The 23,682-nt window shown below is 72.8% G+C and carries 23 protein-coding genes; 13 read left to right on the forward strand and 10 right to left on the reverse strand.

What is annotated here, in order from left to right:
- Positions 1-54: 54 nt before the first annotated feature.
- On the reverse strand, positions 55-996 hold the full coding sequence (locus tag ACZ6WH_RS19350; protein ID WP_432857570.1) for a Ppx/GppA family phosphatase: 942 nt from the start codon (positions 994-996) through the stop codon (positions 55-57).
- Between the two features lie 45 nt (positions 997-1,041).
- Here ACZ6WH_RS19350 and ACZ6WH_RS19355 point away from each other — a divergent pair, with 45 nt between their 5' ends.
- Complete coding sequence (locus tag ACZ6WH_RS19355; RefSeq protein WP_469729656.1) at positions 1,042-1,905, forward strand: DUF3109 family protein; 864 nt, start codon at positions 1,042-1,044, stop codon at positions 1,903-1,905.
- A 207-nt stretch (positions 1,906-2,112) separates the two neighbouring features.
- Here ACZ6WH_RS19355 and ACZ6WH_RS19360 read toward each other — a convergent pair whose 3' ends face one another.
- Positions 2,113-3,891: an RNA polymerase sigma factor gene (locus ACZ6WH_RS19360; RefSeq protein WP_469729657.1), complete on the reverse strand. Its 1,779-nt coding sequence runs from the start codon at positions 3,889-3,891 to the stop codon at positions 2,113-2,115.
- A 245-nt stretch (positions 3,892-4,136) separates the two neighbouring features.
- On the opposite strand from ACZ6WH_RS19360, the gene radA reads away from it, so the two are divergent.
- Together radA and disA are read left to right on the forward strand one after the other, a co-directional pair.
- The gene (gene radA, locus ACZ6WH_RS19365) at positions 4,137-5,579 is read left to right on the forward strand and encodes a DNA repair protein RadA (RefSeq protein WP_469729658.1); all 1,443 of its coding nucleotides are present in this window, start codon (positions 4,137-4,139) and stop codon (positions 5,577-5,579) included.
- 224 nt (positions 5,580-5,803) lie between these two features.
- Positions 5,804-6,928 carry a DNA integrity scanning diadenylate cyclase DisA gene (gene disA, locus ACZ6WH_RS19370; RefSeq protein WP_361552494.1) on the forward strand — a complete coding sequence of 375 codons (1,125 nt, stop codon included), beginning with the start codon at positions 5,804-5,806 and terminating at the stop codon, positions 6,926-6,928.
- A 54-nt stretch (positions 6,929-6,982) separates the two neighbouring features.
- Here the strand turns inward: disA and ACZ6WH_RS19375 are convergent, their stop codons facing one another.
- Positions 6,983-7,813, reverse strand: coding sequence for a hypothetical protein (locus ACZ6WH_RS19375; RefSeq protein WP_469729659.1), 831 nt, complete (start codon positions 7,811-7,813; stop codon positions 6,983-6,985).
- A gap of 250 nt (positions 7,814-8,063) precedes the next feature.
- Between ACZ6WH_RS19375 and ACZ6WH_RS19380 the strand changes: the two genes are divergently transcribed.
- Entirely contained in the window at positions 8,064-8,258 is a 195-nt protein-coding gene (locus ACZ6WH_RS19380) for a DUF397 domain-containing protein (RefSeq protein WP_469729660.1), read from the forward strand.
- 28 nt (positions 8,259-8,286) lie between these two features.
- On the opposite strand, the gene ACZ6WH_RS19385 is transcribed toward ACZ6WH_RS19380, so the two are convergent.
- Entirely contained in the window at positions 8,287-8,523 is a 237-nt protein-coding gene (locus ACZ6WH_RS19385; RefSeq protein WP_469729661.1) for a hypothetical protein, read from the reverse strand.
- A 116-nt stretch (positions 8,524-8,639) separates the two neighbouring features.
- On the opposite strand from ACZ6WH_RS19385, the gene ACZ6WH_RS19390 reads away from it, so the two are divergent.
- Both ACZ6WH_RS19390 and ACZ6WH_RS19395 read left to right on the forward strand, forming a co-directional pair.
- The gene (locus ACZ6WH_RS19390; RefSeq protein WP_469729662.1) at positions 8,640-9,488 is read left to right on the forward strand and encodes a helix-turn-helix domain-containing protein; all 849 of its coding nucleotides are present in this window, start codon (positions 8,640-8,642) and stop codon (positions 9,486-9,488) included.
- Positions 9,467-9,664: a DUF397 domain-containing protein gene (locus ACZ6WH_RS19395; RefSeq protein WP_469729663.1), complete on the forward strand. Its 198-nt coding sequence runs from the start codon at positions 9,467-9,469 to the stop codon at positions 9,662-9,664. Before ACZ6WH_RS19390 ends, ACZ6WH_RS19395 begins: the two co-directional genes overlap by 22 nt.
- Here the strand turns inward: ACZ6WH_RS19395 and ACZ6WH_RS19400 are convergent.
- A complete protein-coding gene (locus ACZ6WH_RS19400; protein ID WP_469729664.1) occupies positions 9,661-10,104 on the reverse strand; it encodes a hypothetical protein in 444 nt (147 codons plus the stop codon). The two genes, ACZ6WH_RS19395 and ACZ6WH_RS19400, sit on opposite strands and share 4 nt — an antisense overlap.
- A gap of 92 nt (positions 10,105-10,196) precedes the next feature.
- The gene (locus ACZ6WH_RS19405) at positions 10,197-10,730 is read right to left on the reverse strand and encodes a pyridoxamine 5'-phosphate oxidase family protein (protein WP_469729665.1); all 534 of its coding nucleotides are present in this window, start codon (positions 10,728-10,730) and stop codon (positions 10,197-10,199) included.
- 260 nt (positions 10,731-10,990) lie between these two features.
- On the opposite strand from ACZ6WH_RS19405, the gene ACZ6WH_RS19410 reads away from it, so the two are divergent.
- From ACZ6WH_RS19410 to cseC, 5 genes are all read left to right on the forward strand, one after another.
- Positions 10,991-12,040: an HhH-GPD family protein gene (locus ACZ6WH_RS19410; RefSeq protein WP_432857548.1), complete on the forward strand. Its 1,050-nt coding sequence runs from the start codon at positions 10,991-10,993 to the stop codon at positions 12,038-12,040.
- A gap of 357 nt (positions 12,041-12,397) precedes the next feature.
- A complete protein-coding gene (locus ACZ6WH_RS19415) occupies positions 12,398-12,949 on the forward strand; it encodes a SigE family RNA polymerase sigma factor (protein ID WP_469729666.1) in 552 nt (183 codons plus the stop codon).
- Positions 12,950-13,015: 66 nt separating this feature from the next.
- Positions 13,016-13,723: a hypothetical protein gene (locus ACZ6WH_RS19420; protein ID WP_469729667.1), complete on the forward strand. Its 708-nt coding sequence runs from the start codon at positions 13,016-13,018 to the stop codon at positions 13,721-13,723.
- 8 nt (positions 13,724-13,731) lie between these two features.
- Entirely contained in the window at positions 13,732-14,445 is a 714-nt protein-coding gene (cseB, locus tag ACZ6WH_RS19425) for a two-component system response regulator CseB (protein WP_469729668.1), read from the forward strand.
- Positions 14,446-14,452: 7 nt separating this feature from the next.
- A complete protein-coding gene (gene cseC, locus ACZ6WH_RS19430) occupies positions 14,453-15,760 on the forward strand; it encodes a two-component system sensor histidine kinase CseC (RefSeq protein WP_469729669.1) in 1,308 nt (435 codons plus the stop codon).
- A 57-nt stretch (positions 15,761-15,817) separates the two neighbouring features.
- Here the strand turns inward: cseC and ACZ6WH_RS19435 are convergent, their stop codons facing one another.
- From ACZ6WH_RS19435 to ACZ6WH_RS19445, 3 genes are all read right to left on the reverse strand, one after another.
- Entirely contained in the window at positions 15,818-16,279 is a 462-nt protein-coding gene (locus ACZ6WH_RS19435; protein WP_361552521.1) for a VOC family protein, read from the reverse strand.
- Positions 16,280-16,386: 107 nt separating this feature from the next.
- The gene (locus ACZ6WH_RS19440; RefSeq protein WP_432857540.1) at positions 16,387-16,848 is read right to left on the reverse strand and encodes a helix-turn-helix transcriptional regulator; all 462 of its coding nucleotides are present in this window, start codon (positions 16,846-16,848) and stop codon (positions 16,387-16,389) included.
- A gap of 109 nt (positions 16,849-16,957) precedes the next feature.
- Complete coding sequence (locus ACZ6WH_RS19445; protein WP_469729670.1) at positions 16,958-18,553, reverse strand: MDR family MFS transporter; 1,596 nt, start codon at positions 18,551-18,553, stop codon at positions 16,958-16,960.
- Between the two features lie 156 nt (positions 18,554-18,709).
- Here ACZ6WH_RS19445 and ACZ6WH_RS19450 point away from each other — a divergent pair, with 156 nt between their 5' ends.
- Positions 18,710-19,288 (forward strand): TetR/AcrR family transcriptional regulator, encoded by a 579-nt coding sequence (locus tag ACZ6WH_RS19450; protein WP_361552526.1) that lies wholly within the window; start codon positions 18,710-18,712, stop codon positions 19,286-19,288.
- Positions 19,289-19,307: 19 nt separating this feature from the next.
- Here ACZ6WH_RS19450 and ACZ6WH_RS19455 read toward each other — a convergent pair whose 3' ends face one another.
- On the reverse strand, positions 19,308-20,018 hold the full coding sequence (locus tag ACZ6WH_RS19455) for a M23 family metallopeptidase (protein WP_469729671.1): 711 nt from the start codon (positions 20,016-20,018) through the stop codon (positions 19,308-19,310).
- Between the two features lie 497 nt (positions 20,019-20,515).
- On the opposite strand from ACZ6WH_RS19455, the gene ACZ6WH_RS19460 reads away from it, so the two are divergent.
- Positions 20,516-23,662: an NACHT domain-containing protein gene (locus ACZ6WH_RS19460; protein WP_469729672.1), complete on the forward strand. Its 3,147-nt coding sequence runs from the start codon at positions 20,516-20,518 to the stop codon at positions 23,660-23,662.
- The last annotated feature ends 20 nt before the right edge of the window (positions 23,663-23,682 follow it).

Below are 23,682 nucleotides of genomic sequence, written 5' to 3' on the forward strand. Positions count from 1 at the left end.
GGCCCCTGATCGCCCTTCGGGCTCGTTCTCGATCGCCGGACGGGCTCGATTCGCTCAGCCCGGCTCGCCGTTCGGCAGATGGTCCAGCCGCCGCAGGATGACGCCCTCGCGCAGCGCCCACGGGCAGATCTCCAGCTCGTCCACCTTGAAGAGGTCCATCGCGGCCTCCGCGACCAGCGCCCCGGCCAGCAGCTGGCGGGCCCGCCCCTCGGAGACCCCGGGCAGTCCGGCGCGCTTGTCGGCGGTCATCGTGGCCAGCTGGGGCACCCACTCCTCCAGCGTCGCCCGGCTCAGCCCGCGCTGTACGTACAGGCCGTCCGCCGAGCGGGCCGCGCCGGCGAGTCTGGCCAGCTGCTTGAAGGTCTTGGAGGTGGCCACGACGTGGTCCGGCGTCCCGAAGCGTGTGAAGTCGCTCACCACTCTCGCGATTTCGGCGCGCACCCGGCGCCGCAGCGCCCGTACGGCCTCCGGGTCCGGCGGGTCGCCGGGCAGGTCGCTGTTGGTGAGCCGGCCGGCGCCGAGCGGCAGCGAGACCGCCGCGTCCGGGTCCTCGTCCAGGCCGTACGCGATCTCCAGCGAACCGCCGCCGATGTCCAGGAGCAGCAGCCGCCCGGCCGACCAGCCGAACCAGCGGCGGGCCGCGAGGAACGTGAGCCGCGCCTCGTCCTCGCCGGAGAGCACCCGCAGCGTGACGCCGGTCTCCTCGGCGACGCGCGCGAGCACGTCCTCGCCGTTGGGTGCGTCACGTATCGCGGAGGTCGCGAACGGCAGTACGTCCTCGACGCCCTTGTCCTCCGCGACCTGTATCGCCTCACGGACCGTGGCGACGAGCAGGTCGACGCCCGCGGCGGCGACGTTCCCGCCCTCGTCGAGGAGTTCGGCCAGCCGCAGTTCCGCCTTGTGGGACCAGGCGGGCAGCGGGCGCGCGCCGGGGTGCGCGTCCACCACCAGCAGATGCACCGTATTGGAACCCACGTCGAGAACACCGAGTCGCATACACAGAAAGCTACTGCGGCCCCGTGACGCCTTTAGGCTGGGGATGTGGCGAAGACGAAAAAGGCGAAGCAGGAAAAAGCCCTCAAGAAGCTCGAAAAGCAGCAGGCGCGCGGGGCGGCGTCCGACGAGGTGACCGACGAGGTCGGCCTCGACTTCGCCCGTGCCTGGGTCACCTTCCCGGACCCGGCCGACGACGAGCAGGTCTTCAAGTGCGACCTGACCTGGCTCACCTCGCGCTGGAACTGCGTCTTCGGCGGCGGCTGCCAGGGTATCGAGGCGGGCCGCGCCGACGACGGCTGCTGCACGCTCGGCGCGCACTTCTCCGACGAGGAGGACGAGGAGCGGGTCGCCGAGCACGTGGCGCGGCTCACGCCGGACATCTGGCAGTTCCACGACGTGGGCAGCACGACCGGCTGGGTCGAGGAGGACGAGGACGACGGTGAGCGCCAGACCCGGCGCTGGAAGGGCTCCTGCATCTTCCAGAACCGCCCCGGCTTCCCCGGCGGCGCCGGCTGCTCGCTGCACATCCTGGCCCTCCAGGAGGGCCGCGAGCCGCTGGAGACCAAGCCGGACGTGTGCTGGCAGCTCCCGGTCCGCCGCACCTACGAGTGGATCGACCGGCCCGACGACACCCGCATCCTCGAAATCACCATCGGCGAGTACGACCGCCGCGGCTGGGGCCCCGGCGGCCACGACCTGAACTGGTGGTGCACCTCGGCGACGTCCGCGCACGGCGCGTCGAAGGCGGTGTACCAGTCGTACGCCCCCGAGCTCATCGAGCTGATGGGCAAGGAGGGCTACGACCGCCTCGCGGAGCTCTGCGAGGAGCGCCTGGCCATGGAACGCCCGATGGCCCCGCACCCGGCGGACCCGGTGCTGCTGCCGATGCCGGTGGTCCCGAAGGGCTGACCGCCCCGACCGGCCGCCCTCCACCCCCGGCGGTCCCGGCCCGTCGGCAAATCGGCCCAGCCCCCTCAGGAGCCGGCCCGCCCGGCCCGATCCAGCCCGGCCGGCGCTTGAGGACCGGGGGCCCGGGGTCAGCGCCCCCGGCTTCGGGAAGGGCCGGGACCGGGGCGCCCTCCCCACCGGGGCACCCTCCGGCGGCCCCTCGCGGCCTCAGCCCGCCGGGCTGCCCGAATCCGACGGCGGCGGCGTCGAGCTGGGCGGCGGATCACTCGGCGACGGCTCCGAAGGCGTCGGCGTGGGCGTCGGGGACGGCGGCGGATCGCTCGGCGACGGGTCGGACGGCGTCGGGTCGGGCGGCGTCGGGTCGGGCGGCGTGGGCGTCGGGTCCGTCGGCGGATGCGTGGGCGTCGGCCGCGGCCCTCCGGGGTCCGGCCGCGTCGCGCCCCGCCCCTCGATCGTGATCACCGACCCCGCCGGGTCCACGGTGATCCGGGCCCGCCAGTAGCCCGCCGGCTCCCGGTCGTGGTCGACGTACACCCTGACCGTCGTCGTCTCCCCCGGCTGCAGCACCCCCGCCGTCGTACTGAACTGGAGCCACGGCGCACCGGTGTGCGCCGCCCACCGCACGGGCGTCCCGCCGGAGGCGGACAGCGTGATGAGGGTGAGGTCGCCGCTCGGCTGCGCCGCGACGGTGAGCCGCCCCGGCCCGGTGCGGGACCTCGAAGGGCTCGGCACGGCCTCCCCCAGCCGCTCGCCCTGCGCGCCGATGACCTCCACCGACACGTCCGGCGAGTGGCTGCCGGGGCCGAACCGGGGATCGGGCGTGGTCTGCGCGCTGCCCGCCTTCTCGTACGGACGTGAGCCCAGCCGGTCGCCTTCGGTGTCGCCCGCGCTGACGGAGGTGCCGTCCGTCTCGCCGGTCAGCGGGGCGCCCCGGTACGCCGCCCAGAGGGCGAGCACCGGCGCCGCCAGGACCGTGGCCACCACGGTCGTCGTCAGCGCCCGGCTGCGCAGCCGGGCATTGCGGGCCGCCCGGTCCTTGGCCCCGACGGGGAAGCCGTCGCGGTCGTAGCGGGGTGCAGAACCGTTTACGCCGACCGCCCGTTTCGTGCGCCCCTGCGCCCCCTTCTCCAGCGGTTCCACCGCCCGCCCGGTCCGCGACCGCAGGGCCGCGCGCATCGCGACGCGGGCCGCGGCGCGCGGCGCCGTGACCATCGGCAGCGGCCCCTGCGCCACCGGCTCGGCCCCGGGCCAGGGCCCGCCCGCCGTCGCCCGCTCGGCCGTACGGCGGCACTCCTCGCAGGCGTCGACATGCCGTACGAGCTCCCGCCGCAGCGCCGTGCCCAGCAGCGTCCGGGCGTCCCCGGCCAGCCGGGCCACGTCGGGGCAGCGGCCGAACTCGACGACGGCGAGCGCCGCGCGGGTGCGCTCCACCTCGCAGGCGGCGGTGGAGAGCAGGGCGCGGGCCGTGACCGGCTCCATGCCGAGCACGGCGGCCAGTTCGCGGGAGCCGAGCCCGTGCCGTACGGACAGCTCCAGCGCCTCGCGCTGCTCCGGTGTCGTACCGGCCGCTTCCGGCCAGGCCAGCGCGGCCAGTTCGCGCCGCTGATCGGTCTCGTCGTCGGCCGCGGGCTCCGGGCGCGCGTCCGGGTCGGCGAGCCGCCGCTGACACGCCCAGCGGGCCAGCGCGTACAGCCACGGGCGGTACAGCGCGGGGTCGGACGGACGGCGCCCGTGCTGCCGCTCGGCGAGCGCGAGCACCTCGCCGAGCACCTCGGTCGCCGCGCCGTGCTCGCACAGCACGGAGAGGCAGTACGTGAACAGTCCGTCCACGTAGGGCTCGTAGCGCTCGGTGGAAAGGTCGTGCCGGTCGTGGCGGTCGGACCGGGCGGCACGGCCGGCCCGGCCCTGCCGCCGGTCCCGCTCCGCCCTGGGCGCGCGGAGCGGTGCGGCAGTGGTCTGTGTCGGATGTCCGGGCCTGCTGCTCATCACCCGGCGACCGTAGACAGGCGACGGTGACCGGTCAGGGCCGGTTGGCGGCTTTTAATTCTTTCGGGTGACGTTCTCCCTCAAAAGGGGACAGGCGTCCGATCCGTAACGTCCCCCACACGCGTATCCATGGCCACTGCCACCCGGAACGTGTCATCCGCCGCTCTCCGCCTCCTGTCCCTCACCGCACGTCGTCCGTACCGTGCCCGGCCGCGTTGTCGGACCCCACGGCTACGGTGGCTCCCATGGCAACCCGCAAATCCCCGGCCAAGGACCGCCCTTCCTACCGCTGCACCGAGTGCGGCTGGACCACCGCGAAGTGGCTCGGCCGCTGCCCCGAGTGCCAGGCGTGGGGCACGGTCGAGGAGACCGGCGGCAGCGCCGCCGTCCGCACGACGGCGCCGGGCCGGGTCACGACGGCCGCGCTGCCCATCGGCCAGGTCGACGGCCGGCAGGCCACGGCCCGCTCCACCGGCGTGGCCGAGCTGGACCGCGTGCTCGGCGGCGGTCTCGTCCCCGGTGCCGTGGTGCTGCTCGCCGGCGAGCCCGGCGTCGGCAAGTCCACGCTGCTGCTGGACGTCGCCGCCAAGGCCGCGAGCGACGAACACCGCACGCTCTACGTCACCGGTGAGGAGTCCGCGAGCCAGGTGCGGCTGCGCGCCGACCGCATCGGCGCCATCGACGACCACCTCTACCTCGCCGCCGAGACCGACCTCTCCGCCGTCCTCGGCCACCTCGACTCGGTCAAGCCCTCCCTGCTGATCCTGGACTCCGTCCAGACCGTCGCCTCGCCCGAGATCGACGGCGCGCCCGGCGGCATGGCCCAGGTCCGCGAGGTCGCCGGGGCGCTGATCCGCGCATCCAAGGAGCGCGGGATGTCCACGCTCCTCGTCGGCCACGTCACCAAGGACGGCAACATCGCGGGCCCCCGCCTGCTGGAGCACCTCGTCGACGTCGTGCTGAGCTTCGAGGGCGACCGGCACGCCCGCCTCCGCCTCGTACGGGGCGTCAAGAACCGGTACGGAGCCACCGACGAGGTCGGCTGCTTCGAGCTGCACGACGAGGGGATCACCGGCCTGGCCGACCCCTCGGGCCTCTTCCTGACCCGCCGCGACGAGCCGGTGCCGGGCACCTGCCTCACCGTCACCCTGGAGGGCCGCCGCCCGCTGGTCGCCGAGGTCCAGGCGCTCACGGTCGACTCCCAGATCCCGTCCCCCCGGCGGACGACCTCCGGCCTGGAGACCTCCCGGGTCTCGATGATGCTGGCCGTGCTGGAGCAGCGCGGCCGGATCTCCGCGCTCGGCAAGCGGGACATCTACAGCGCGACGGTCGGCGGCGTGAAGCTGTCCGAGCCGGCCGCCGACCTGGCCGTGGCGCTCGCGCTGGCCAGCGCGGCGTCCGACACGCCCCTGCCGAAGAACCTCGTGGCGATCGGCGAGGTCGGCCTCGCGGGCGAGGTCCGCCGGGTCACGGGCGTGCAGCGCCGGCTCGCCGAGGCGGCGCGGCTGGGCTTCACCCACGCCCTGGTGCCGGCCGATCCGGGCAAGATCCCGGCGGGCATGCGGGTCCGGGAGGTCGCGGACGTCGGCGAGGCGCTGCGCGTGCTTCCCCGCCGCCCGCCCCGCGAGCCGGCGCGGAAGGAGGGTGCGGCGGAGGAGGCGGAGGCGTCCCCGCTGAGCGGTCGTTGAGCGGCCGCTGAGCCGCGGAGGCCGCCTCCGGTGCGCCGGGCGGGTGCCGCCCCGCGCCGCCCGGACGGGACTCCCCTAGGTAAACGGCGCGTCGCCGGTAGACTTTGCCCTGGTCTCGCCCGTCAACGCAGTCCTGCCGCAGATCGCGCCCGCGACGTACTCACGCGGCCACGGCAGCTCCGGGCGGGCTGCGGCACCGACAGACCTTGCGACGGAGGAGTGCAGTGGCAGCCAACGACCGGGCGTCGTCCCCCGGAAGGTCCGGCGGTAGCTCCGGCGGTGACAGTCTGATGCGCGCCTCGCTGAGCGCGGTCGCACCGGGCACGGCACTGCGTGACGGACTGGAGCGCATCCTCCGCGGCAACACCGGCGGTCTCATCGTGCTCGGCTTCGACAAGACCGTCGAGTCGATGTGCACCGGCGGTTTCGTCCTCGACGTCGAGTTCAGCGCCACCCGCCTGCGCGAGCTGTGCAAGCTCGACGGCGCGCTGGTGCTCGACAAGGACATCACCAAGATCCTGCGGGCCGGCGTCCAGCTCGTGCCCGACGCCTCCATCGCCACCGAGGAGACCGGCACCCGGCACCGTACGGCGCAGCGGGTCTCCATCCAGGCCGGCTTCCCGGTCGTCTCGGTCAGCCAGTCCATGCGCCTGATCGCGCTCTACGTGGACGGCGAGCGCCGCGTCCTCGAAGAGTCCGCCGCGATCCTCTCCCGCGCCAACCAGGCGCTCGCGACGCTGGAGCGGTACAAGCTGCGCCTGGACGAGGTCGCCGGCACGCTCTCCGCGCTGGAGATCGAGGACCTGGTGACGGTCCGCGACGTGACCGCCGTGGCCCAGCGCCTGGAGATGGTCCGCCGGATCGCGACCGAGATCGCCGAGTACGTCGTCGAGCTGGGCACGGACGGCCGGCTGCTCTCCCTCCAGCTGGACGAGCTGATCGCGGGCGTCGAGCCGGAGCGGGAGCTGGTCGTCCGCGACTACGTACCCCAGCCGACGGCCAAGCGGTCCCGCACGGTGGCCGAGGCGCTCGCCGAGCTGGACGCGCTCTCCCACACCGAGCTGCTCGAACTCCCGATCGTGGCCCGCGCCCTCGGTTACAGCGGCTCGCCCGAGACCCTGGACTCCGCGGTCTCCCCGCGCGGCTTCCGCCTGCTGGCCAAGGTGCCCCGTCTCCCCGGCGCGGTCATCGACCGCCTGGTCGACCACTTCGGCGGCCTGCAGAAGCTCCTCGCCGCCAGCGTCGACGACCTCCAGACGGTGGACGGCGTCGGCGAGGCCCGCGCCCGCTCGGTCCGCGAAGGCCTCAGCCGCCTCGCGGAGTCCTCGATCCTGGAACGCTACGTCTGACCCGCCGGGCCCGCCGGCCGGTCCGTACGGGGCCGGCCGCTTCCTTCTTCGCCGTCAGTCCTTCGCGAGGACGAAGGACGTGCTGTCCGGCTTCAGGCCGTCGACCGTGAGCTCGGCGAGGTAGGTGCCCGCCTTGGCCGTCTTGGCGGTGGGCGTCGCGCACTGCGGGGCCGTGGGCTTGCGGTCCCACTCGACGGTCCGGGTGAGGGTCGCCCCTGCGGGCACCTTCAGCGGCGCCGGGCCGGTGCTCGGCGGGCAGTCGTCCGAGGCGTACAGGTGGTCGTCACTGTCCGTGTGACTGATCGTCAGCACCGCGGACTTGTGGCCGAGGTCGACCTTGCAGTCCTGGTCCGAGGAGTTCTTGACGGTCAGTTCGAACTTCGGGCGGTCGTCCGGCCCGTAGGAGTTCTTGCTGCTGCGCAGCTTCAACTCGACGTCGGAGCCCTGGCAGTCGGCGAGCGCCGAGCCGCCCGGCACCAGGACGCCGCCACCGCTGCCGGCACCCGCGCCGGAGCCCGTACCGCCGCCCTCACCGATGGGCGTACCGCCGCCCGTACCGCCGCCGGAGCCGCCCGAACCGCCGCTCCCGGCCCCGCCGGAGCCCGCGTCGGCGTCACCGTCGCCACCGCCGTCGCCCGCCTCGTCGCGGCCGCCCGGCTTCTGGCTGATGCCGGAGTCGGTGGCGTTGGGACCCGGCGTGATGGACGTGGCGGGACCGCCGGCCGACCCCTTGTCGTTCGAGCCGCCGTCACCACTGGTGTTGCCCATGCTGACGGCCCACACCACCAGCAGTACGAGGAGTGCGAGGATCGCGAGCGCGACCGCCCTCCGTCGCCAGTAGATGGAGGAGGGAAGCGGCCCGATCGGATTGCGCAGAGATCCCACGCGGAAACTGTACGAGAGATCAGCCCCGATGCCAGCCAGTACCCGCCGACGCACCCCCGACTTTTCCCATCATCAGCCTGGTTCTCCCTGGTCAACTCCCGCGATTCCCCCTCCGCGCGGCCCTGCGGCACGAGTCCGACGGCGACCGCCCCGGCACCCTATGACGCGACGTCGGACATACGTACGATGCGAACCGGGTGCGAGGAAACGTTCACCCGACATGGACCGCACGCGACTGAGGAGTACACCCGTGAAGACTCCGACCGGCCTGCCGCTGACCAACTGGCGCAAGAGCAGCTACAGCAATCCGCAGAGCAACTGCGTTGAGGTCGCCGACCACACGCCCCACGGCGTCCCCGTCCGCGACAGCAAGGACCCGCAGGGTCCGGCGCTGTTCTTCCCGGCCGACGCCTGGTCCGCCTTTGTCGCGCACATAGGCCGCTGACGCGGCAGGCCACGAGACGCGGAGCCCGTCACCGGCCCCAGCGCTGACCGGAGTTCGCCTGTGCGACCTTGGCGCTCAGTACCTCGGCGGCGGTGGCGGGCCGCGCGGCGGCGCCCGGCACCTCCCACTCGCAGCCGCCGCGGGGTGGCCGCAGCCACACCGTTCCTTCGATGACGTCCATGACCTCGCCGACCTCCCCCGTTCGCGCGTCCACCGCGAACGAGCCCCTGACCGGGACCGTCCCCTTCTCCTCCGCCACTCCCATGCGCTCCACCTTCCGTGCGGAAAATCACCGTCCGTGAGGAAAGGCTTGCGCTCCGGCGCTACGGTCGGAACCCGTCGCGCGTCCGCAGCGGGCCATGAGGACAGAGGAGGCCGCAGATGGCGGCGGAACCCCGCGAGTTGTTCCCCGGCCGGTCGGCCCGTGACTTCTTCGGCTCGGAGCTGCGGCGCGAGCGGCTGGGTGCCGGTCTGTCGCTGGCCCAGCTCGCCGAGATCGTCCGCTACAGCAAGACGCACCTGGGGAACGTCGAGACGGCCGACCGCTCCATCCCGCCGGGCCTCCCGCCCGCGCTCGACGCCGCCTTCGGTACGGACGGCCACTTTGCCCGTCTGTACGAGCTGGCACGACGGGAGCCGCACCCGGGGAAGTACCGCCGGTTCATGGAGCTGCAGGGGCAGGCCAAGGTCGTCGAGGAGTACGCGACGCAGACCGTGCCCGGCCTGCTCCAGACCGAGGGCTACGCGCGAGCAATGCTGCGAGTAGGTGCCCTCGAAGCGCCGGACGCCGAGATCGAGGAGAAGGTGACGGCCCGGTTGGCCCGTCAGGATCTCCTGCGCTCACCTGTCGCGCCCCGGGTGTGGGTGATCCTCGAAGAGGCAGTCCTCCGGCGTCCGGTGGGCGGGCCAGAAGTCATGCGTGAACAACTGGGCGCGTTGCTGCCGCAGGTGGAAGCCACCCGCGTACGGATCCAGGTGCTGCCCTCCCAGCACGGTGAGCACGCGCTGCTGAACATTCCGCTCACTCTCCTGACGCTTCCGCACAGGCGTCTCCTCGCTTACGAAGAGGGTGGCTACTCCGGCCAACTCATCGACGACGAGGTAGCCGTCGAGAAGCGGAAGGCTGCTTACGATGCCCTCAAGGCGTACGCACTCTCCCCACCGGAGTCCGCGGCGTTCATCCGAGCGGCCATGAAGGAGCACACGCGATGCGAGCCCCCCTCGACCTGAGCACTGCGCACTGGCGCAAGAGCAGCTACAGCAACCAGGACGGCGGCAACTGCGTCGAGACCGCCCTCGGCCTCCCCGGACTCGTCCCCGTCCGCGACAGCAAGGTTTTGCACGGCCCCGTGCTCATCTTCCCGGCCGACACCTGGGCCGCATTCGTCGCGCACATACGACGCTAGGCCCCGACTCCCCCGGCTTCCCCGACTCCCCCGACTCCCCCGCCGCCAGGGCCGGGATCACTCCGCCGGCCCGTACGGAGGCGCGGCGGCCGGGCGGAAGGCGGTGCCGGAGGCGGTATCGCTCGTCCCGGGTGACATTGACCGCCGTGAGAACCGGATCGGCGGGCGGCCGAGCGGAGGAAGGCGTGGTCCTCGGCGTTGCGCCCGTCGGCCTGGAGGATGTTGTGGTCCACGTACTGCACGCTCACCTCGGTGCGCACCCGGTCCAGGCCGATGGCCTCCAGCTCCTGCATGACCAGCGTGCCCGTGGCGTCCTGGGTCAGAGTCTGGTCGATGCGCAGGCCGATCTCGCTGCCCGGCTCCGGTTCGCCGTCCACCAGGTGGTCCGCGATGAGCCGGTGCGCGAGGCTGCCGTTCGTCGCGTGGCCGCTCGCCGCCATGCCGCCTCCCTCAGTGCGTGCGCTTTCGTCCGCTGTCGCACCCTGAGTACCCGTTCGTCCCGAGGCGACCCTCGTACGGGAGCGCCGCGCCCCTACTGGCCGAATCCGCCGGCGGAGGCGTCGGGGCCGGCGGGCGGTGCGCCGGCGTCGGTCCATTCCTCCTTGTGGCCGAAGCCCCGGGCGTTGTCGATCAGGCGGAGCCAGCCGGGGCGGAGCTCCCAGAAGGCGGTGTGGTCCATGGCGCTGCGCAGCTTGGGGCTGAGCGCGACGTAGGGGAAGCGGTCGGCGTACGCGCGCCACGCCCGGCGGCGTTCCGCACCGTCCAGACGGCGGCATGTGCCACGCCCCTGAATCCCCGTCAGGCCCGACCACTCCTGGTCGTCGCGCTGGGCGGTGAAGGCGACCGGGGCCGCCGGGTGCCCGGCTGCCAGGGCCCGGCCGTGCCGGGTGGACTCCGACGTGACGAAGAGGAGGACGGGGTCCGGGCCGTCGGTCGCGGCGTACAGGACGGCGCAGGCCTGCGGCCCGTCCTCGTCCGTGTAGGCGAGCGTCATGGTGGTGTGGTCGGCCAGGGCCCGCAGGATCTCGGGCGGGCAGGGACGGTCCGGGGGCGTGCTCTGGTTCATGGGAGCATCCTCGCCCGCCGGCCGGGCGGCGGATGCGGCCCCCCGTCGCCACGCCCGCGGCCCCCGATCGCCACGCACCCGCCCCGCCGCCGCACACCGCGCCCCCGACCTGCCCACTTCCCCCGGCCCGGCCGCCCCGCCCGGCGGTCCCGCGCACGCCCCGTTGCAGCAGTCGGCGTACCACGTGCAGGTGCACAACGGGCGGCACGGGGCCGGGTCGTTTCACCGCCGCGCGGCACCGTGTCAGGATCGACGGTGCCATGACTTCCACTCCTGCCCCCGCCCAGCCCGCCGGCGACGCCGCCGTGGAGCCCGGCAACGGACGCACCGCCGGGACCCCGGCGCCGCGCCCCGCCGAGCCCGCCGCCGCCTCCGCCCTTGCCGCCGCCTCCGCCACCGGCATCGCCACGGATGCCGCCGACGCCGCCGACAGGGCCGGCCGGCGGCTGCACGAGCCGGTCAACGACTGGTTCGACGAGCACGCCCGCGATCTGCCGTGGCGCCGCCCCGAGGCGGGTGCCTGGGGCGTGATGGTCAGCGAGTTCATGCTGCAGCAGACGCCCGTCAACCGGGTGCTGCCGGTCTACGAGCAGTGGCTCGCCCGCTGGCCCCGCCCGGCCGACCTGGCCGCCGAACCGTCCGGTGAGGCGGTGCGCGCCTGGGGCCGGCTCGGCTACCCGCGGCGCGCCCTGCGGCTGCACGCCGCCGCCTCCGCGATAAAGGAGCGGCACGGCGGCGACGTGCCGCGCGAGCACGCCCAGCTGCTGGCGCTGCCCGGCGTCGGCGAGTACACCGCGGCGGCGGTGGCCTCCTTCGCGTACGGGCAGCGGCACGCCGTCCTGGACACCAATGTCCGCCGCGTGTTCGCCCGCGCGGTCACCGGCCGCCAGTACCCGCCGAACGCCACCACCGCCGCCGAACGCAAGCTCGCCCGCGCGCTGCTGCCCGAGGACGAGGCGACCGCCGCCAAGTGGGCCGCGGCCACGATGGAACTGGGCGCACTGGTGTGCACGGCGCGCAGCCCCGAGTGCGTGCGCTGCCCGGTCGCCGCGCAGTGCGCCTGGCGGCTGGCCGGTTCTCCCGAGCACGAGGGCCCGCCGCGGCGTGTCCAGACGTACGCGGGCACCGACCGCCAGGTGCGCGGCAAGCTGCTGGCCGTGCTGCGCGAGGCGGTCGCGCCGGTGCCGCAGGCGCGGCTGGACGCGGTGTGGCACGAGCCGGTCCAGCGGGCGCGTGCCCTGGACGGGCTGGTCGCCGACGGCCTGGTGGAGCCCCTCCCGGACGGCCTGTACCGGCTCCCGCTGACCTGATCCGTTCCGGCCCGACGCGGTCCGGACCGGCGCGCCCCGCCGGTCCGGGCAGCACCGGTGCCGATGAATCCCGCGTCCCGTGGAACCCGCCGTCCGGCGGGCCCGTCCTCCCTCTGGGGGATGACGTTCAGGCGGCTTCCGTCCCCCGCGAGGAGGAGCCCCGCGCCGCTGTTACACAACCGACGGATTCCCGTGCGTTCGCTGTGGGGCAGCCGCGCATGACGCCGCAACACCCCCTCCGTAGCGTCCTCTTCCGTGCTGGACATGAGGGCCGCGCCGACAGACGTACGGCGCCCGGCCCGCGACCACCGGCACACACAACGTGGGGAACGCAGACGGAGGAACGGAGGCGTCGGTATGGCGACCAGCGGCGGCAAGGTACTGGACTTTGAAGAGTACGTGCGCACTCGGCAGGATGCCCTGCTGCGGAGCGCCCGGCGTCTGGTGCCCGACCCGGTCGACGCCCAGGACCTTCTCCAGACGGCACTCGTGCGGACGTACGGCCGCTGGGACGGCATCGCCGACAAGTCCCTCGCCGACGCCTACCTGCGCCGCGTCATGATCAACACGCGGACCGAGTGGTGGCGGGCGCGCAAGCTGGAAGAGGTGCCCACCGAGCAGCTCCCGGACGCGAGCGTGGACGACGGCAGCGAGCAGCGCGCCGACCGCGCCCTGCTGATGGACATCCTCTCGGTACTGGCTCCCAAGCAGCGCAGCGTCGTCGTGCTGCGACACTGGGAGCAGATGAGTACGGAGGAGACCGCGGCGGCGCTGGGCATGTCCACGGGGACGGTCAAGAGCACGCTGCACCGGGCGCTGGCCCGGCTGCGCCAGGAGCTGGTGAACCGTGAGGTCGACGCGCGCGTACTGGAGCGTGACGGCCGGGGGCGGGAGCGGTGCGCGGCCTGACCGGCGGCGGCACCGCCGGCCGGCGGGCCGGCGACGGGTGACAGGCACATGGTGAGCAGGAGCGGTGTGACCAGAGGCGGCGGAGCCGACGGCGGACCGGCCGGGAAGCGGCCGGCCGCTTCTTCGCGCCTGCCCGCGACCTTGTGGCGCGCGACCGGCACGGCCCTCGCGGGGATCGCCGCGATCGCGCTGCTGCTGGCCGGGTGCGAGACGACCGGCGACGGGGTGCGGTCCGAGGGTTCGGCCGCCGACTCGCCGGTGCCGTCCCGGGCCCGCAGCGATGCGCCGTCGCCCTCCCCCTCGTCGTCGGTGACGTACAAGAAGGTCGACGCGCGGGAGCTGCTGCGCAAGGACCCCAAGGTCGGCGCCGAGGTGAAGAAGACGCTGGCCAAGCCGTGCACGGCCGACGAGTACCCGATCGACGTCACCTACGCGCCGCTGACCGGCAACAAGACGGCGGACGTCATCGTCAACGTGATGACCTGCGCGGACTCCGTCGGCATCGGGTCGTACGTGTACCGCAAGGGCGCCAAGGGCTACGAGAACGTCTTCACCAACGAGGAGCCGCCGGTCTACGCCGCGGTCAGCAAGGGCGAGCTGGAGATCACCAAGCAGACCTACAAGACCGACGACGCCGTCTGCTGCCCCACGGGTGAGGATGTGATGACGTACCACTGGAAGAACGACCGCTTCCGCGAGTACGCCCACTACTACACCGACTACAGCAAGACCGGCGACGGAACCGAGCCCAGCGCGACACCATCGGAGGATTGAGAACCCGCATGGCCGAGACCCATGTGCTCTTCGTCGAGGACGACGACGTCATCCGTGAGGCCACCCAACTCGCCCTGGAGCGGGACGGGTTCACGGTGACGGCCATGCCCGACGGGCTCTCGGGCCTGGAGGCGTTCCGTGCCGACCGGCCCGACATCGCCCTGCTGGACGTCATGGTGCCGGGCCTGGACGGGGTCAGCCTGTGCCGGCGGATCCGGGACGAGTCCACGGTCCCGGTGATCATGCTGTCGGCGCGCGCCGACTCCATCGACGTGGTGCTCGGCCTGGAAGCGGGCGCCGACGACTACGTCACCAAGCCCTTCGACGGCGCGGTGCTGGTCGCCCGGATCCGGGCGGTGCTGCGCCGCTTCGGGCACGCGAGCGGCCCCGACGGCCGGAGCTGCGCGGGCCGGGAGACCGCCCCGGCGGCGGACGACGGGCTGCTGCGCTTCGGTGACCTGGAGGTGGACACCGAGGGCATGGAGGTGCGGCGGGCCGGCGAGCCGGTCGCGCTGACGCCGACCGAGATGCGGCTGCTGCTGGAGTTCTCCGACGCGCCGGGCACGGTGCTCTCCCGCGACCGGCTGCTGGAGCGCGTGTGGGACTACGGCTGGGGCGGCGACACCCGGGTCGTGGACGTCCACGTGCAGCGGCTGCGCGGCAAGATCGGCCAGGACCGCATCGAGACGGTCCGCGGCTTCGGCTACAAGCTGAGAGGCTGACCGCGGCGTGGTCGGACTCCCTCTGCGTACGGGACTGCGCTGGAAGCTCAGTGCGGCGATCGCGCTCGTCGGAGCGCTGGTCGCGATCGCGCTGAGCCTCGTCGTGCACAACGCCGCCCGGGTCTCCATGCTCGACAACAGCCGCGACGTGCAGATCGAGCGGCTGAACTTCACCCAGCGGATCTACGAGACCACCAGCCGGCTCCAGTTCGGCGCCCGGCTGGACGACCCCAAGCTGCCCAAGGACCTGCGTGCCGAGGTCGCCGAGGGCCGGCGCGCCACCTACCTGGAGGACAACGGCGAGGCCGCGCCGGAGGTGTGGGCAGCGGCACCGATGGACGACGGCCGGGTGCTCTCCCTCCACAACGACTTCCCCGACCGCTTCACCGTCCTGAACGACCTGGACCAGGCGCTGTTCATCGGGTCCATCTCGGTGGTGGCGGCCGGCTGCGCGCTGGGCGTCCTGGTCGGCGGCCGGCTCTCCAAGCGGCTGCGCAAGGCGGCAGCGGCGGCCCGCAAGCTCGCCGAGGGCGACACGTCCGTCCGCGTACGGGACGAGATCCCGGGCCGGGTACGGGACGAGACGGACGAGCTGGCGCACGCCATGGACGCCATGTCGGACGCGCTGCAGACCCGTATCGAGGCCGAGCGGCGGGTGACGGCGGACATCGCGCACGAGCTGCGCACGCCGGTCACGGGGCTGCTCACCGCGGCGGAGCTGCTGCCTCCGGGCCGCCCGACCGAGCTGGTACGGGACCGGGCGCAGGCCATGCGCACGCTGGTGGAGGACGTGCTGGAGGTGGCCCGCCTGGACGGTTACGCGGAGCGCGCCGAGCTGCAGGACGTCGACCTCGGGGAGTTCGTCCGCCGGCGGGTGCGGGCGCTCGGCCCGGACATCCGGATCGAGGTGCTGCGGGACGCCGAGGTCAGCACCGACCCGCGCCGCCTGGAGCGGATTCTCGGCAACCTCATCGCCAACGCCTCCCGGCACGGCAGGCCGCCGGTCGAGGTCACGGTCGAGGGCCGGGTGATCCGCGTACGCGACCACGGGCCCGGCTTCCCCGAGGCGCTGCTCCGCGAGGGGCCGAGCCGCTTCCGTACCGGCAGCAGCGACCGGGCGGGCCGCGGCCACGGCCTGGGCCTGACCATCGCGGCCGGCCAGGCCCGGGTCCTCGGGGCCCGGCTGACCTTCCGCAACGCGGAGGCCGCGGTGGACGGCACGAGCGGCGCCGTCGCCGTCCTCTGGCTGCCCGAGAACGCCCCGACCGCCACCGGCAGCTTCCCCGTGATCCAGCTGCCCGGCCCGGAGGACTGACCCGGCGGGCGCCGGCGCGCCGGGAAGGGCCCGCCGCTCAGCCCGCGAGCGCCGCCGTCAGCCGCCCTCGACGCAGTCGCCCCAGCTCTTGTCCATGTCCAGCCGCTCGCTGGGCTGGGTCAGCGAGAACCAGTTGCCGGAGTCGTCGCGGAAGATCGCCTCGGTGCCGTACGGGCGCTCCTGCGGCTCCTGGAGGAACTCCACGCCCTTGGCCTTCAGCGCGGCGTACTCCGCCCGGATGTCGTCCGTGCGCAGCACTCCGGCGCCCAGCACCCCCTTGCTGACCAGCTTCTTCATCGCCTCGGCCGACTCCGGGTCCAGGCCGGGCGCGCCCGGGACCATCAGCGTCAGCTCCAGGTCCGGCTGGTCCTTGGCGCCGACGGTCAGCCAGCGCATGCCGTCCTCGCCGCCCATCCGCATGTCCGTACGGACCTCAAGGCCCAGCTTCTCGGTGTAGAACTCCTTCGCCCGGTCCTGGTCGAGGACCCAGACGGTCGTGATGGCGAGACCCTTGATCATGATGTGCTCCTGGCAGGGATGGGAGAGGAAGAGGGGGCGGGGCTCCGGAGCGGCTCGGCCGCCGGCCGCGTCGCCCGCCGTCACCGTCACCGTAGGCAGGCCGCCCGCTACCGCGCTTCTCCGGAATTGCGGTCCTCCGGGCCGCGGCCGGCCGGGCTCCTGAAGCCGCCGGACCACAGGAGGGCGTAGCAGCCCGGTATGAGCGCGGAGCCGCGGCCGACGTGCCGGCTGCGGTATGCGCTCGGCGACAGCCCGGTCTGCTTCTTGAAGGTCGCCGAGAAGGTGCCCAGGCTGGTGAAGCCGACCAGGGTGCAGATCTCCGTGACGGACAGGTCGGCCGTCCGCAGCAGCTGCTCGGCGCGCTCGATGCGGCGCCGGCTGAGGTACTGGCCGGGGGTGCGGCCGTAGACCGCCTTGAAGGCGCGGACGAAGTGGTAGCGGGAGTAGCCGGCGTGCGCGGCCACCGCGTCCAGGTCGAGCGGCTCGGCCCAGTCGCGGTCCATCGCGTCCTTGGCGAGGCGCAGCTGCCGCAGATGGGCGAGGTGCGCCGTGCCGGGTGCGTTGTCCACGTTCCGATGCTGACACGCACCACTGACAACGGCCCCGGCACCGTTCGCCGGTGCCGGGGCCGTTCTTCACGTCGTACCAGGTCAGACGCCCTGTGGAAGTCGTACCGGGTCAGACGCCCTGTGGAAGCTCCGCCTTCGCGACCGGGGCGGCGTCCTGCGGCTCCTCGTCGGCCGGCTTCGCCGCCGGGCCGCCGCGCAGCGGCACCTCCTTGAGGAACCAGGCGGCGAGGAAGCCGATGACGCTGATGGCGGCGCCGCACAGGAAGACCAGGTGGGTGCCGTCAGCGACGGCGTGCAGGTACGCGTCCTTCAGCGGCGCCGGGAGCTGCGCGAGCCCGTTGCTGTCGAGCTGCGCGCCGCCCTCCATGGCCTTGCCGGCGGCCGCGCCGCCCCGCTCGGTCATGGTGTTCTGCACCTGGTGGGTGAAGAGGGCGCCGAAGATCGCCACACCGAAGGAGCCGCCGATGGTGCGGAAGAGCGTGGCGGAGGAGGAGCCGACGCCCATGTCCTTCATCTCGACGCTGTTCTGCGCGATCAGCATGGTCGTCTGCATCAGGAAGCCCATGCCGGCGCCGAGCACGGCCATGTAGACGCCCGAGGTGAAGCGGCTGGTGCCGGTGTCCATCAGGGACAGCAGGAAGAGGCCCGCGGTGATCAGCGCGCCGCCGCCCACCACGAAGATCTTGTACCGGCCGCTGGTCGTGGTGATCCGGCCCGCGACCAGCGAGACGGCCATCATCGCCAGCAGCATCGGCAGGAGCAGCAGGCCCGAGTTGGTGGCCGAGGCGCCCTGCACGGACTGCTGGAAGAGCGGCAGGAAGGTCATCGACCCGAACATCACGAAGCCGACCAGGAAGCCGATCAGGGTGACGAGCGAGAAGTTGCCGTTGCGGAAGATGTGCAGCGGCAGGACGGGCTCGCTGACCTTGCGCTCGACGAACACGAAGGCGACGAGGGAGACCAGGCCGAGCGCGCCGAGGCCGACGATCTGCGCCGACAGCCAGTCGTACTCGGTGCCGCCCCAGGTGGTGATCAGGACGAGCGCGGTGATGCCGATGGTGAGCAGCGCGGCGCCCACGTAGTCGATACGGGCCTGCGTGCGCTTCTTCGGCAGGTGCAGCACGGCCGTGATCATGACCAGGGCTATCGCGCCGAGCGGCAGGTTGATGTAGAAGCTCCAGCGCCAGCCGAGGTGGTCGGTGATCGTGCCGCCGACGAGCGGGCCGCCGATCATGGCGACGGCCATGACACCGGCCATCATGCCCTGGTACTTGCCGCGCTCCCGGGGCGGGATCAGGTCGCCGATGATCGCCATGACGCCGACCATCAGACCGCCGGCGCCCAGGCCCTGGACCGCGCGGAAGGCGATGAGCTGGCCCATGTCCTGGGCCATGCCGGAGAGCGCCGAGCCGATCAGGAACAGCACGATGGACGCGAGGAACACGCCCTTGCGGCCGTACATGTCGCCGAGCTTGCCCCAGATGGGCGTGGAGGCGGCGGTGGCGAGGGTGTAGGCGGTGACCACCCACGAGAGGTGTTCGAGGCCGCCGAGCTCGCCGACGATCGTCGGCATGGCCGTGCCCACGATCATGTTGTCGAGCATCGCGAGCAGCATCGCGATCATCAGTGCGAAGAGCACCACACGGACACTCGCGGGCTGTCTGCCACCGGTGTCCGTCGGCGCGGCGGCCTGGGTTGCGGCCATCACTCCCCCGTTCAAGGTACTTACTTGCCGCCCGGCAAGTTTGCTTACGATGAGGACGGTAAGAGACAAACTAGCCGGGCGTCAAGTAAGTTTTGTTCCGCCCCGCCTGACCAGGGATAGCCTGCGAGACCGGCACCGACGAGGTAGGAGAGCACCATGGGCACAGGACACGCGCGCAGGGGCAACACCCGGCAGCGCATTCAGGACGTGGCCCTGGACCTCTTCGCCCAGCAGGGGTACGAGAAGACCTCACTGCGGGAGATCGCCGAGCGGCTGGAGGTCACCAAGGCCGCCCTGTACTACCACTTCAAGACCAAGGAAGACATCGTCATCAGCCTCTTCGAGGACCTGGCCAGGCCCTGCGACGAGCTGATCGAGTGGGCCGCCGGCCGGCCGCGCACGCTGGAGACGAAGCAGGAGGTCGTCCGCCGCTACAGCGAGGCGCTGCGCGACGCCGCCCCGCTCTTCCGCTTCATGCAGGAGAACCAGGCCACCGTCCGCGACCTCAGCATCGGCGAGTCGTTCAAGGAACGGATGCTGACGATGGTCGGCCTCCTCAAGGAGCCGGAGGCCGAGCTGACGGACCAGGCGCGCTGCATCACCGCGCTCGTGTCGCTGCACGCCGGAATGTTCGCCATGCAGAACGTCGAGGGCGACCCCGAGGAGAAGCGCAAGGCCATCCTCGAAGTCGCCCTCGAATTGGTCACCGCGGCGAATCATCCCGCGGCATCTTGAGTTCTCGGTTTCCGGCGGCTCAGACGTCCACGTGCTCGCCGGTCAGGAACTTCACCGGCTCGATGCCGGTGCCGTAGTTCGGGCCGGTACGGACCTCGAAGTGCAGGTGCGGGCCGGTGGAATTACCGGTGCTGCCGGAAAGGGCGATCTGCTGGCCGGCGGAGACCTTCTGGCCCACCTGGACCTCGACCTTCGAAAGGTGCGCGTACTGGGTGTACGTGTTCGGGCCGTGCTTGATCACAATGGCATTGCCGTACGCGGGGCCGTCGCCGCCGCCATTCGGGCCCGCCTTGACGACGGTGCCTTCGTGCGCGGCCTTCACCTTGGTACCGGTGGGCACCACGAAGTCCTGACCGCTGTGCTTGTGCGACCAGTGGCTGCCGGCCAGACCGAACTTCTCGCCGATGCCGTACTTGTCCACCGGCTTCTCCCAGCCGTTGGTCTTCTGCAGCTGGCGCTGGGCACGCTCGTGCCGGTCAGCGGCCGCCTTGGCGCGGTCGGCCTTGGCCTTCTTCTCCGCGTCGATCGCCTTCTTCTGCGCGTCGGCCTGCGCGCTCACCGTGCTCCCCACGTCCGTGGAGAGGCCCTGGAGCGAAACCGCGCCGCCGTCCATCGCCGAAGCAGCACCGGCACCCAGCGCGAGGGAGGCGCCCATGCCTGCCACCAGAACAGTGGCGCGGGTACGCAGGGCGGGCTTCTTCGAATACCGGGTGAGGGAGAACTTCGACATGCGGGAATTACCTCCGAAAGAAAAGACTCCCGGCCGGGACCAACCGGGATCGCCATTCCTTGGTAACCCCCACCCGCAGACCTGCCAAGGGGCCTTTCTACTACCGCACGCCGTATCAACAGCTGTGGGAATCAGCCCCTTGCGCTACCCCCTCCATTCGCTTCAAAACATCCCCGCCGACTTCTTTCCGGAGCCGCTCCCCGGCCCCGAATTCGGCTCCCACCAGCCATTCCCTTGATCCTCGGCTGCCCTGCCGCAGGACCCTGCCACCCCCCTGCCAAAAGTCCCACGGCACTGAGGAACTGCGCCCCGCGAAACCGGCCGCCGCCTTTCCTATCCCCTTTAGTAGGCCCGAAATCCGCTGTGCGTCATGTCACCGAACCCCCCGTTACGCGCGCTTTGGGCGAGGCCCTTGGTATGTCCGTTTCGGGACCAAGGGCCTGTGACCCCGGTAACCTGAAAGGCGCATTCGGCCGGCACAGGAGGGGGAGCCCGGCATGGAACCGGCGGCACTCGGGGCCCGGCTGGCGTCGTCCGCCGTGGCCCCGCTCGTGAAGAAGCTCTTCGTGCAGGAGGGGCCCGGCGCGGGGCTCGCGGAGCGGCCGGTACGGGTATCGGCACTGGTGTCGTTCACGGGCGAGAAGCGCACACTCACCGAGGGCGACCTGCGGAAGATCGCCGAGGAGCTGGTGGCCCGCGCGGTACGGGCCGCGGGGCCCGGCGAGCGGCCCGTACCCGCCGATGAGGAGGCCGCCGTCGCCGACGCGCTCGCGCGGACCCTGTACGGCCTCGGCACGCTGGACATGGACGACGTGCAGGCCGTCCGGCTCGGCGCCCCGGCGCTCGCCGTCCGGCTGCGGCAGGAGGCCGGCCGGGCGCCGCTGAGCGCCCTCTCGCGGGACGCGGAGCAGCTGTACGACGTCCTGCTGGGCGCCGCCTGCCTGCACGTCGTGCACTTCTTCACCCAGCGGTCGACGTTCGTCGCGCGCACCCTCGTCGACCAGAGCCGCAGCCTGGACCGGCTCATCGCACTGACGGACGAGCTGATCGCACGGAATCCGTCGCCGCGGGCCGCGGACACCGCCTTCGAGCGGGACTACCTCGCGTACCTCGGGAAGAAGCACGGCCGGCTGACGATCTACGGCATCGACCTGGCGCATTCGCCGGACCGGTGGCCGCTGGACGCGGCGTATCTGAGCCTGCGGGCGACGTACGCGCCGCAGACCCCCGGCCGGGACGCCGAGGACGCGTACGACGGCCTGTCCGACGCCCCAGCGCCGCCCGCCCCGCCGGTCCGCGCCGACCACGCGCTGGCCGGGCACGACCGGATCCTGCTGCGCGGCGTCGCCGGATCGGGCAAAAGCACGCTGGTGCAGTGGCTCGCGGTCACCCGCACCCCGGCGGGCGACGCCACCGCGCTGCCGCACCTCTACGGCCGGGTCCCCTTCGTCCTCCCCCTGCGCACCCTCCAGCGCGCCGGGGGCGGCCTCCCCACGCCGGACCGCTTCCTCGCGGCGGTCGGCTGCCCGGTGTCCGGCGCGCAGCCGGACGGCTGGGCGCACCGGGTGCTGGCGAGCGGCCGCGGGCTGGTCCTCGTGGACGGACTGGACGAGATACCGGAGCGGGAGCGCGACCGGACCCGGCAGTGGCTGCGCGACCTCCTCGACGCGTTCCCCCACAACCTGTGGATGGTGACCTCGCGGCCCTCCGCCGTCCGCGAGGACTGGCTCGCGGCCGAGGGCTTCGCCGAGCTGACGCTCGCCCCGATGAGCCGGGACGACGTGGCCGCCTTCATCGGGCGCTGGCACGCCGCGGCGCGCGCCGACGCCCCCGCGGACGAGGACCGGCTCGCCGCGTACGAGCAGTCGCTGCTGCACGCCGTACGCACCAAACAGGACCTGGGACGGCTGGCGACCAACCCGTTGATGTGCGGACTCGTCTGCGCCCTCCACCGCGACCGGCGCGGCTACCTGCCGCACGGGCGCAAGGAGCTGTACGACGCGGCGCTCACGATGCTGCTGTCGCGCCGCGACCGGGAACGCGACATGAACGGCCCGGACGGCATCGAGCTGAGCGACGAACCGCAGATCCAGCTGCTCCAGCGGCTCGCGTACTGGCTCATCCGGAACGGCCGCGCCGAGCTGGACCGGGAGCACGCCGAGCGCATCATCACGGACGCGCTGCCCGCCGTGCCGGCGGCGGCCGCCCAGGGGGACGCCGGCGCGGTCTTCCGGCATCTGCTGCTCCGCAGCGGCCTGCTGCGCGAATCCACCCCCGGCGCCGTCGACTTCGTGCACCGCACGTTCCAGGACTACCTGGGCGCGCGGGCCGCCGTCGAGGAGTGGGACATCGGCCTCCTGATCGCCCACGCGCACGACTCCCAGTGGGAGGACGTGATCCGGATGGCGGTCGCACACGGACGGCCGCGCGAACGCGCCGAGATACTCCGCGAGTTGCTGGCGCGCGCGGACGCGGCCGACGGCGAGGCCGAGCGCCCGGTACGCGTCCGCATCCAGCTTCTCGCCCTGGCCTGCCTGGAACACGCCTCCGAACTGGACCCGGCGGTCCGCAGGGCCGTGGAGGAACGGACGGCGGAACTGCTGCCGCCCCGCTCGGCGCACGAGGCCCGCGAACTGGCCGCAGCGGGACCGCTGGTGCTGGAACTGCTGCCGGGACCGGACGGGCTGAGCGACGACGAGGCCGTCGCCGTCACGGTCGCGGCCTCGTACGTGGAATCGGAGCGAGCAGTACCGGTCCTGGCCCGCTTCCGGGACCATCCGGCGCTGCGGGTCCGCTCACAGCTGGTGTGGGCCTGGCACCGCTTCGACGCGGAACGGTACGCGGCGGAGGTCGTCCGGCACCTGGCCCCGGACGAGTTGATGTTCTCGGTCCACACCGACGAACACCTGCGACTGCTCCGGGAGGCGGGGGGCCGGGAGCTGCTCGACATCCGCAGCAGGGTCACCCAGGAGGCGCTCGCGTCGTACGCCCGTGAATTCGGCGCCCGCTTCCTCCGGATCGAGGCGAACGACATCCACGACCTCGGGTTCCTGCGCGACACCCCCCGGCTCGCCGAGCTGATCCTCTCCGACACCCCGCGCATCAGCGACCTCTCGTCCCTCGCCGGGTTGCCGTTGGAGCGGCTCGGCCTGTTCCACCTCTCCCGGCTCCGCGAGCTGCGTCCCCTCGCCACGCTGTCCCGGATCACCAATCTGACGGTCCACCTGCCGGACATCGCCTGGGGCCCCGACGACCTGCCGAAGGACGCTCCGCTCCAGCGGCTGCGGCTGGGCGGCACCGCCTCCCGCGACTGGTCGGGGCCGCTCGTCGTACGGGCGTGGCCGGGGCTGCGGCGGCTCCTGCTCGACTCCCGGGCCTGCCCCCGGGACGCCGCGGGCTGGGAGGCGATCGCGGCGCTGGACTCGCTGACGCACCTCAGCATGGACGCGGACGGCCTCACCGCCTGCCCGGCCGGGCTCACGCTCCCCGGTCTGGTCACTCTCCGGCTCTTCGATACCACGGGCGCGTTCACCGACCGGGAAGCCGTCGCGCGCCACTTCCCCGGCCTGGAAGCACTCGACGTCGTCGTACCGTCCGGCGACGTCCCGGCCCCCTCACAATCCCGCCCTGCTCCCCTACCCTGAGCCCCAACAGGCCGTCATAC

The sequence above is a fragment of the Streptomyces sp. NPDC050806 genome, assembly GCF_055586425.1.

Excerpts from the sequence above, each read along its gene's own strand:
- radA (WP_469729658.1), top strand. The coding sequence starts at position 4,137 with ATGGCAACCCGCAAATCCCCGGCCAAGGACCGCCCTTCCTACCGCTGC.
- ACZ6WH_RS19460 (WP_469729672.1), top strand. The coding sequence starts at position 20,516 with ATGGAACCGGCGGCACTCGGGGCCCGGCTGGCGTCGTCCGCCGTGGCC.
- ACZ6WH_RS19385 (WP_469729661.1), bottom strand. The coding sequence starts at position 8,523 with ATGGGAGTGGCGGAGGAGAAGGGGACGGTCCCGGTCAGGGGCTCGTTC.
- ACZ6WH_RS19410 (WP_432857548.1), top strand. The coding sequence starts at position 10,991 with ATGACTTCCACTCCTGCCCCCGCCCAGCCCGCCGGCGACGCCGCCGTG.
- ACZ6WH_RS19390 (WP_469729662.1), top strand. The coding sequence starts at position 8,640 with ATGGCGGCGGAACCCCGCGAGTTGTTCCCCGGCCGGTCGGCCCGTGAC.
- ACZ6WH_RS19445 (WP_469729670.1), bottom strand. The coding sequence starts at position 18,553 with ATGGCCGCAACCCAGGCCGCCGCGCCGACGGACACCGGTGGCAGACAG.
- ACZ6WH_RS19400 (WP_469729664.1), bottom strand. The coding sequence starts at position 10,104 with ATGGCGGCGAGCGGCCACGCGACGAACGGCAGCCTCGCGCACCGGCTC.
- ACZ6WH_RS19405 (WP_469729665.1), bottom strand. The coding sequence starts at position 10,730 with ATGAACCAGAGCACGCCCCCGGACCGTCCCTGCCCGCCCGAGATCCTG.
- ACZ6WH_RS19350 (WP_432857570.1), bottom strand. The coding sequence starts at position 996 with ATGCGACTCGGTGTTCTCGACGTGGGTTCCAATACGGTGCATCTGCTG.
- cseB (WP_469729668.1), top strand. The coding sequence starts at position 13,732 with ATGGCCGAGACCCATGTGCTCTTCGTCGAGGACGACGACGTCATCCGT.
- ACZ6WH_RS19360 (WP_469729657.1), bottom strand. The coding sequence starts at position 3,891 with ATGAGCAGCAGGCCCGGACATCCGACACAGACCACTGCCGCACCGCTC.
- ACZ6WH_RS19435 (WP_361552521.1), bottom strand. The coding sequence starts at position 16,279 with ATGATCAAGGGTCTCGCCATCACGACCGTCTGGGTCCTCGACCAGGAC.
- ACZ6WH_RS19415 (WP_469729666.1), top strand. The coding sequence starts at position 12,398 with ATGGCGACCAGCGGCGGCAAGGTACTGGACTTTGAAGAGTACGTGCGC.
- ACZ6WH_RS19450 (WP_361552526.1), top strand. The coding sequence starts at position 18,710 with ATGGGCACAGGACACGCGCGCAGGGGCAACACCCGGCAGCGCATTCAG.
- ACZ6WH_RS19455 (WP_469729671.1), bottom strand. The coding sequence starts at position 20,018 with ATGTCGAAGTTCTCCCTCACCCGGTATTCGAAGAAGCCCGCCCTGCGT.
- ACZ6WH_RS19395 (WP_469729663.1), top strand. The coding sequence starts at position 9,467 with ATGCGAGCCCCCCTCGACCTGAGCACTGCGCACTGGCGCAAGAGCAGC.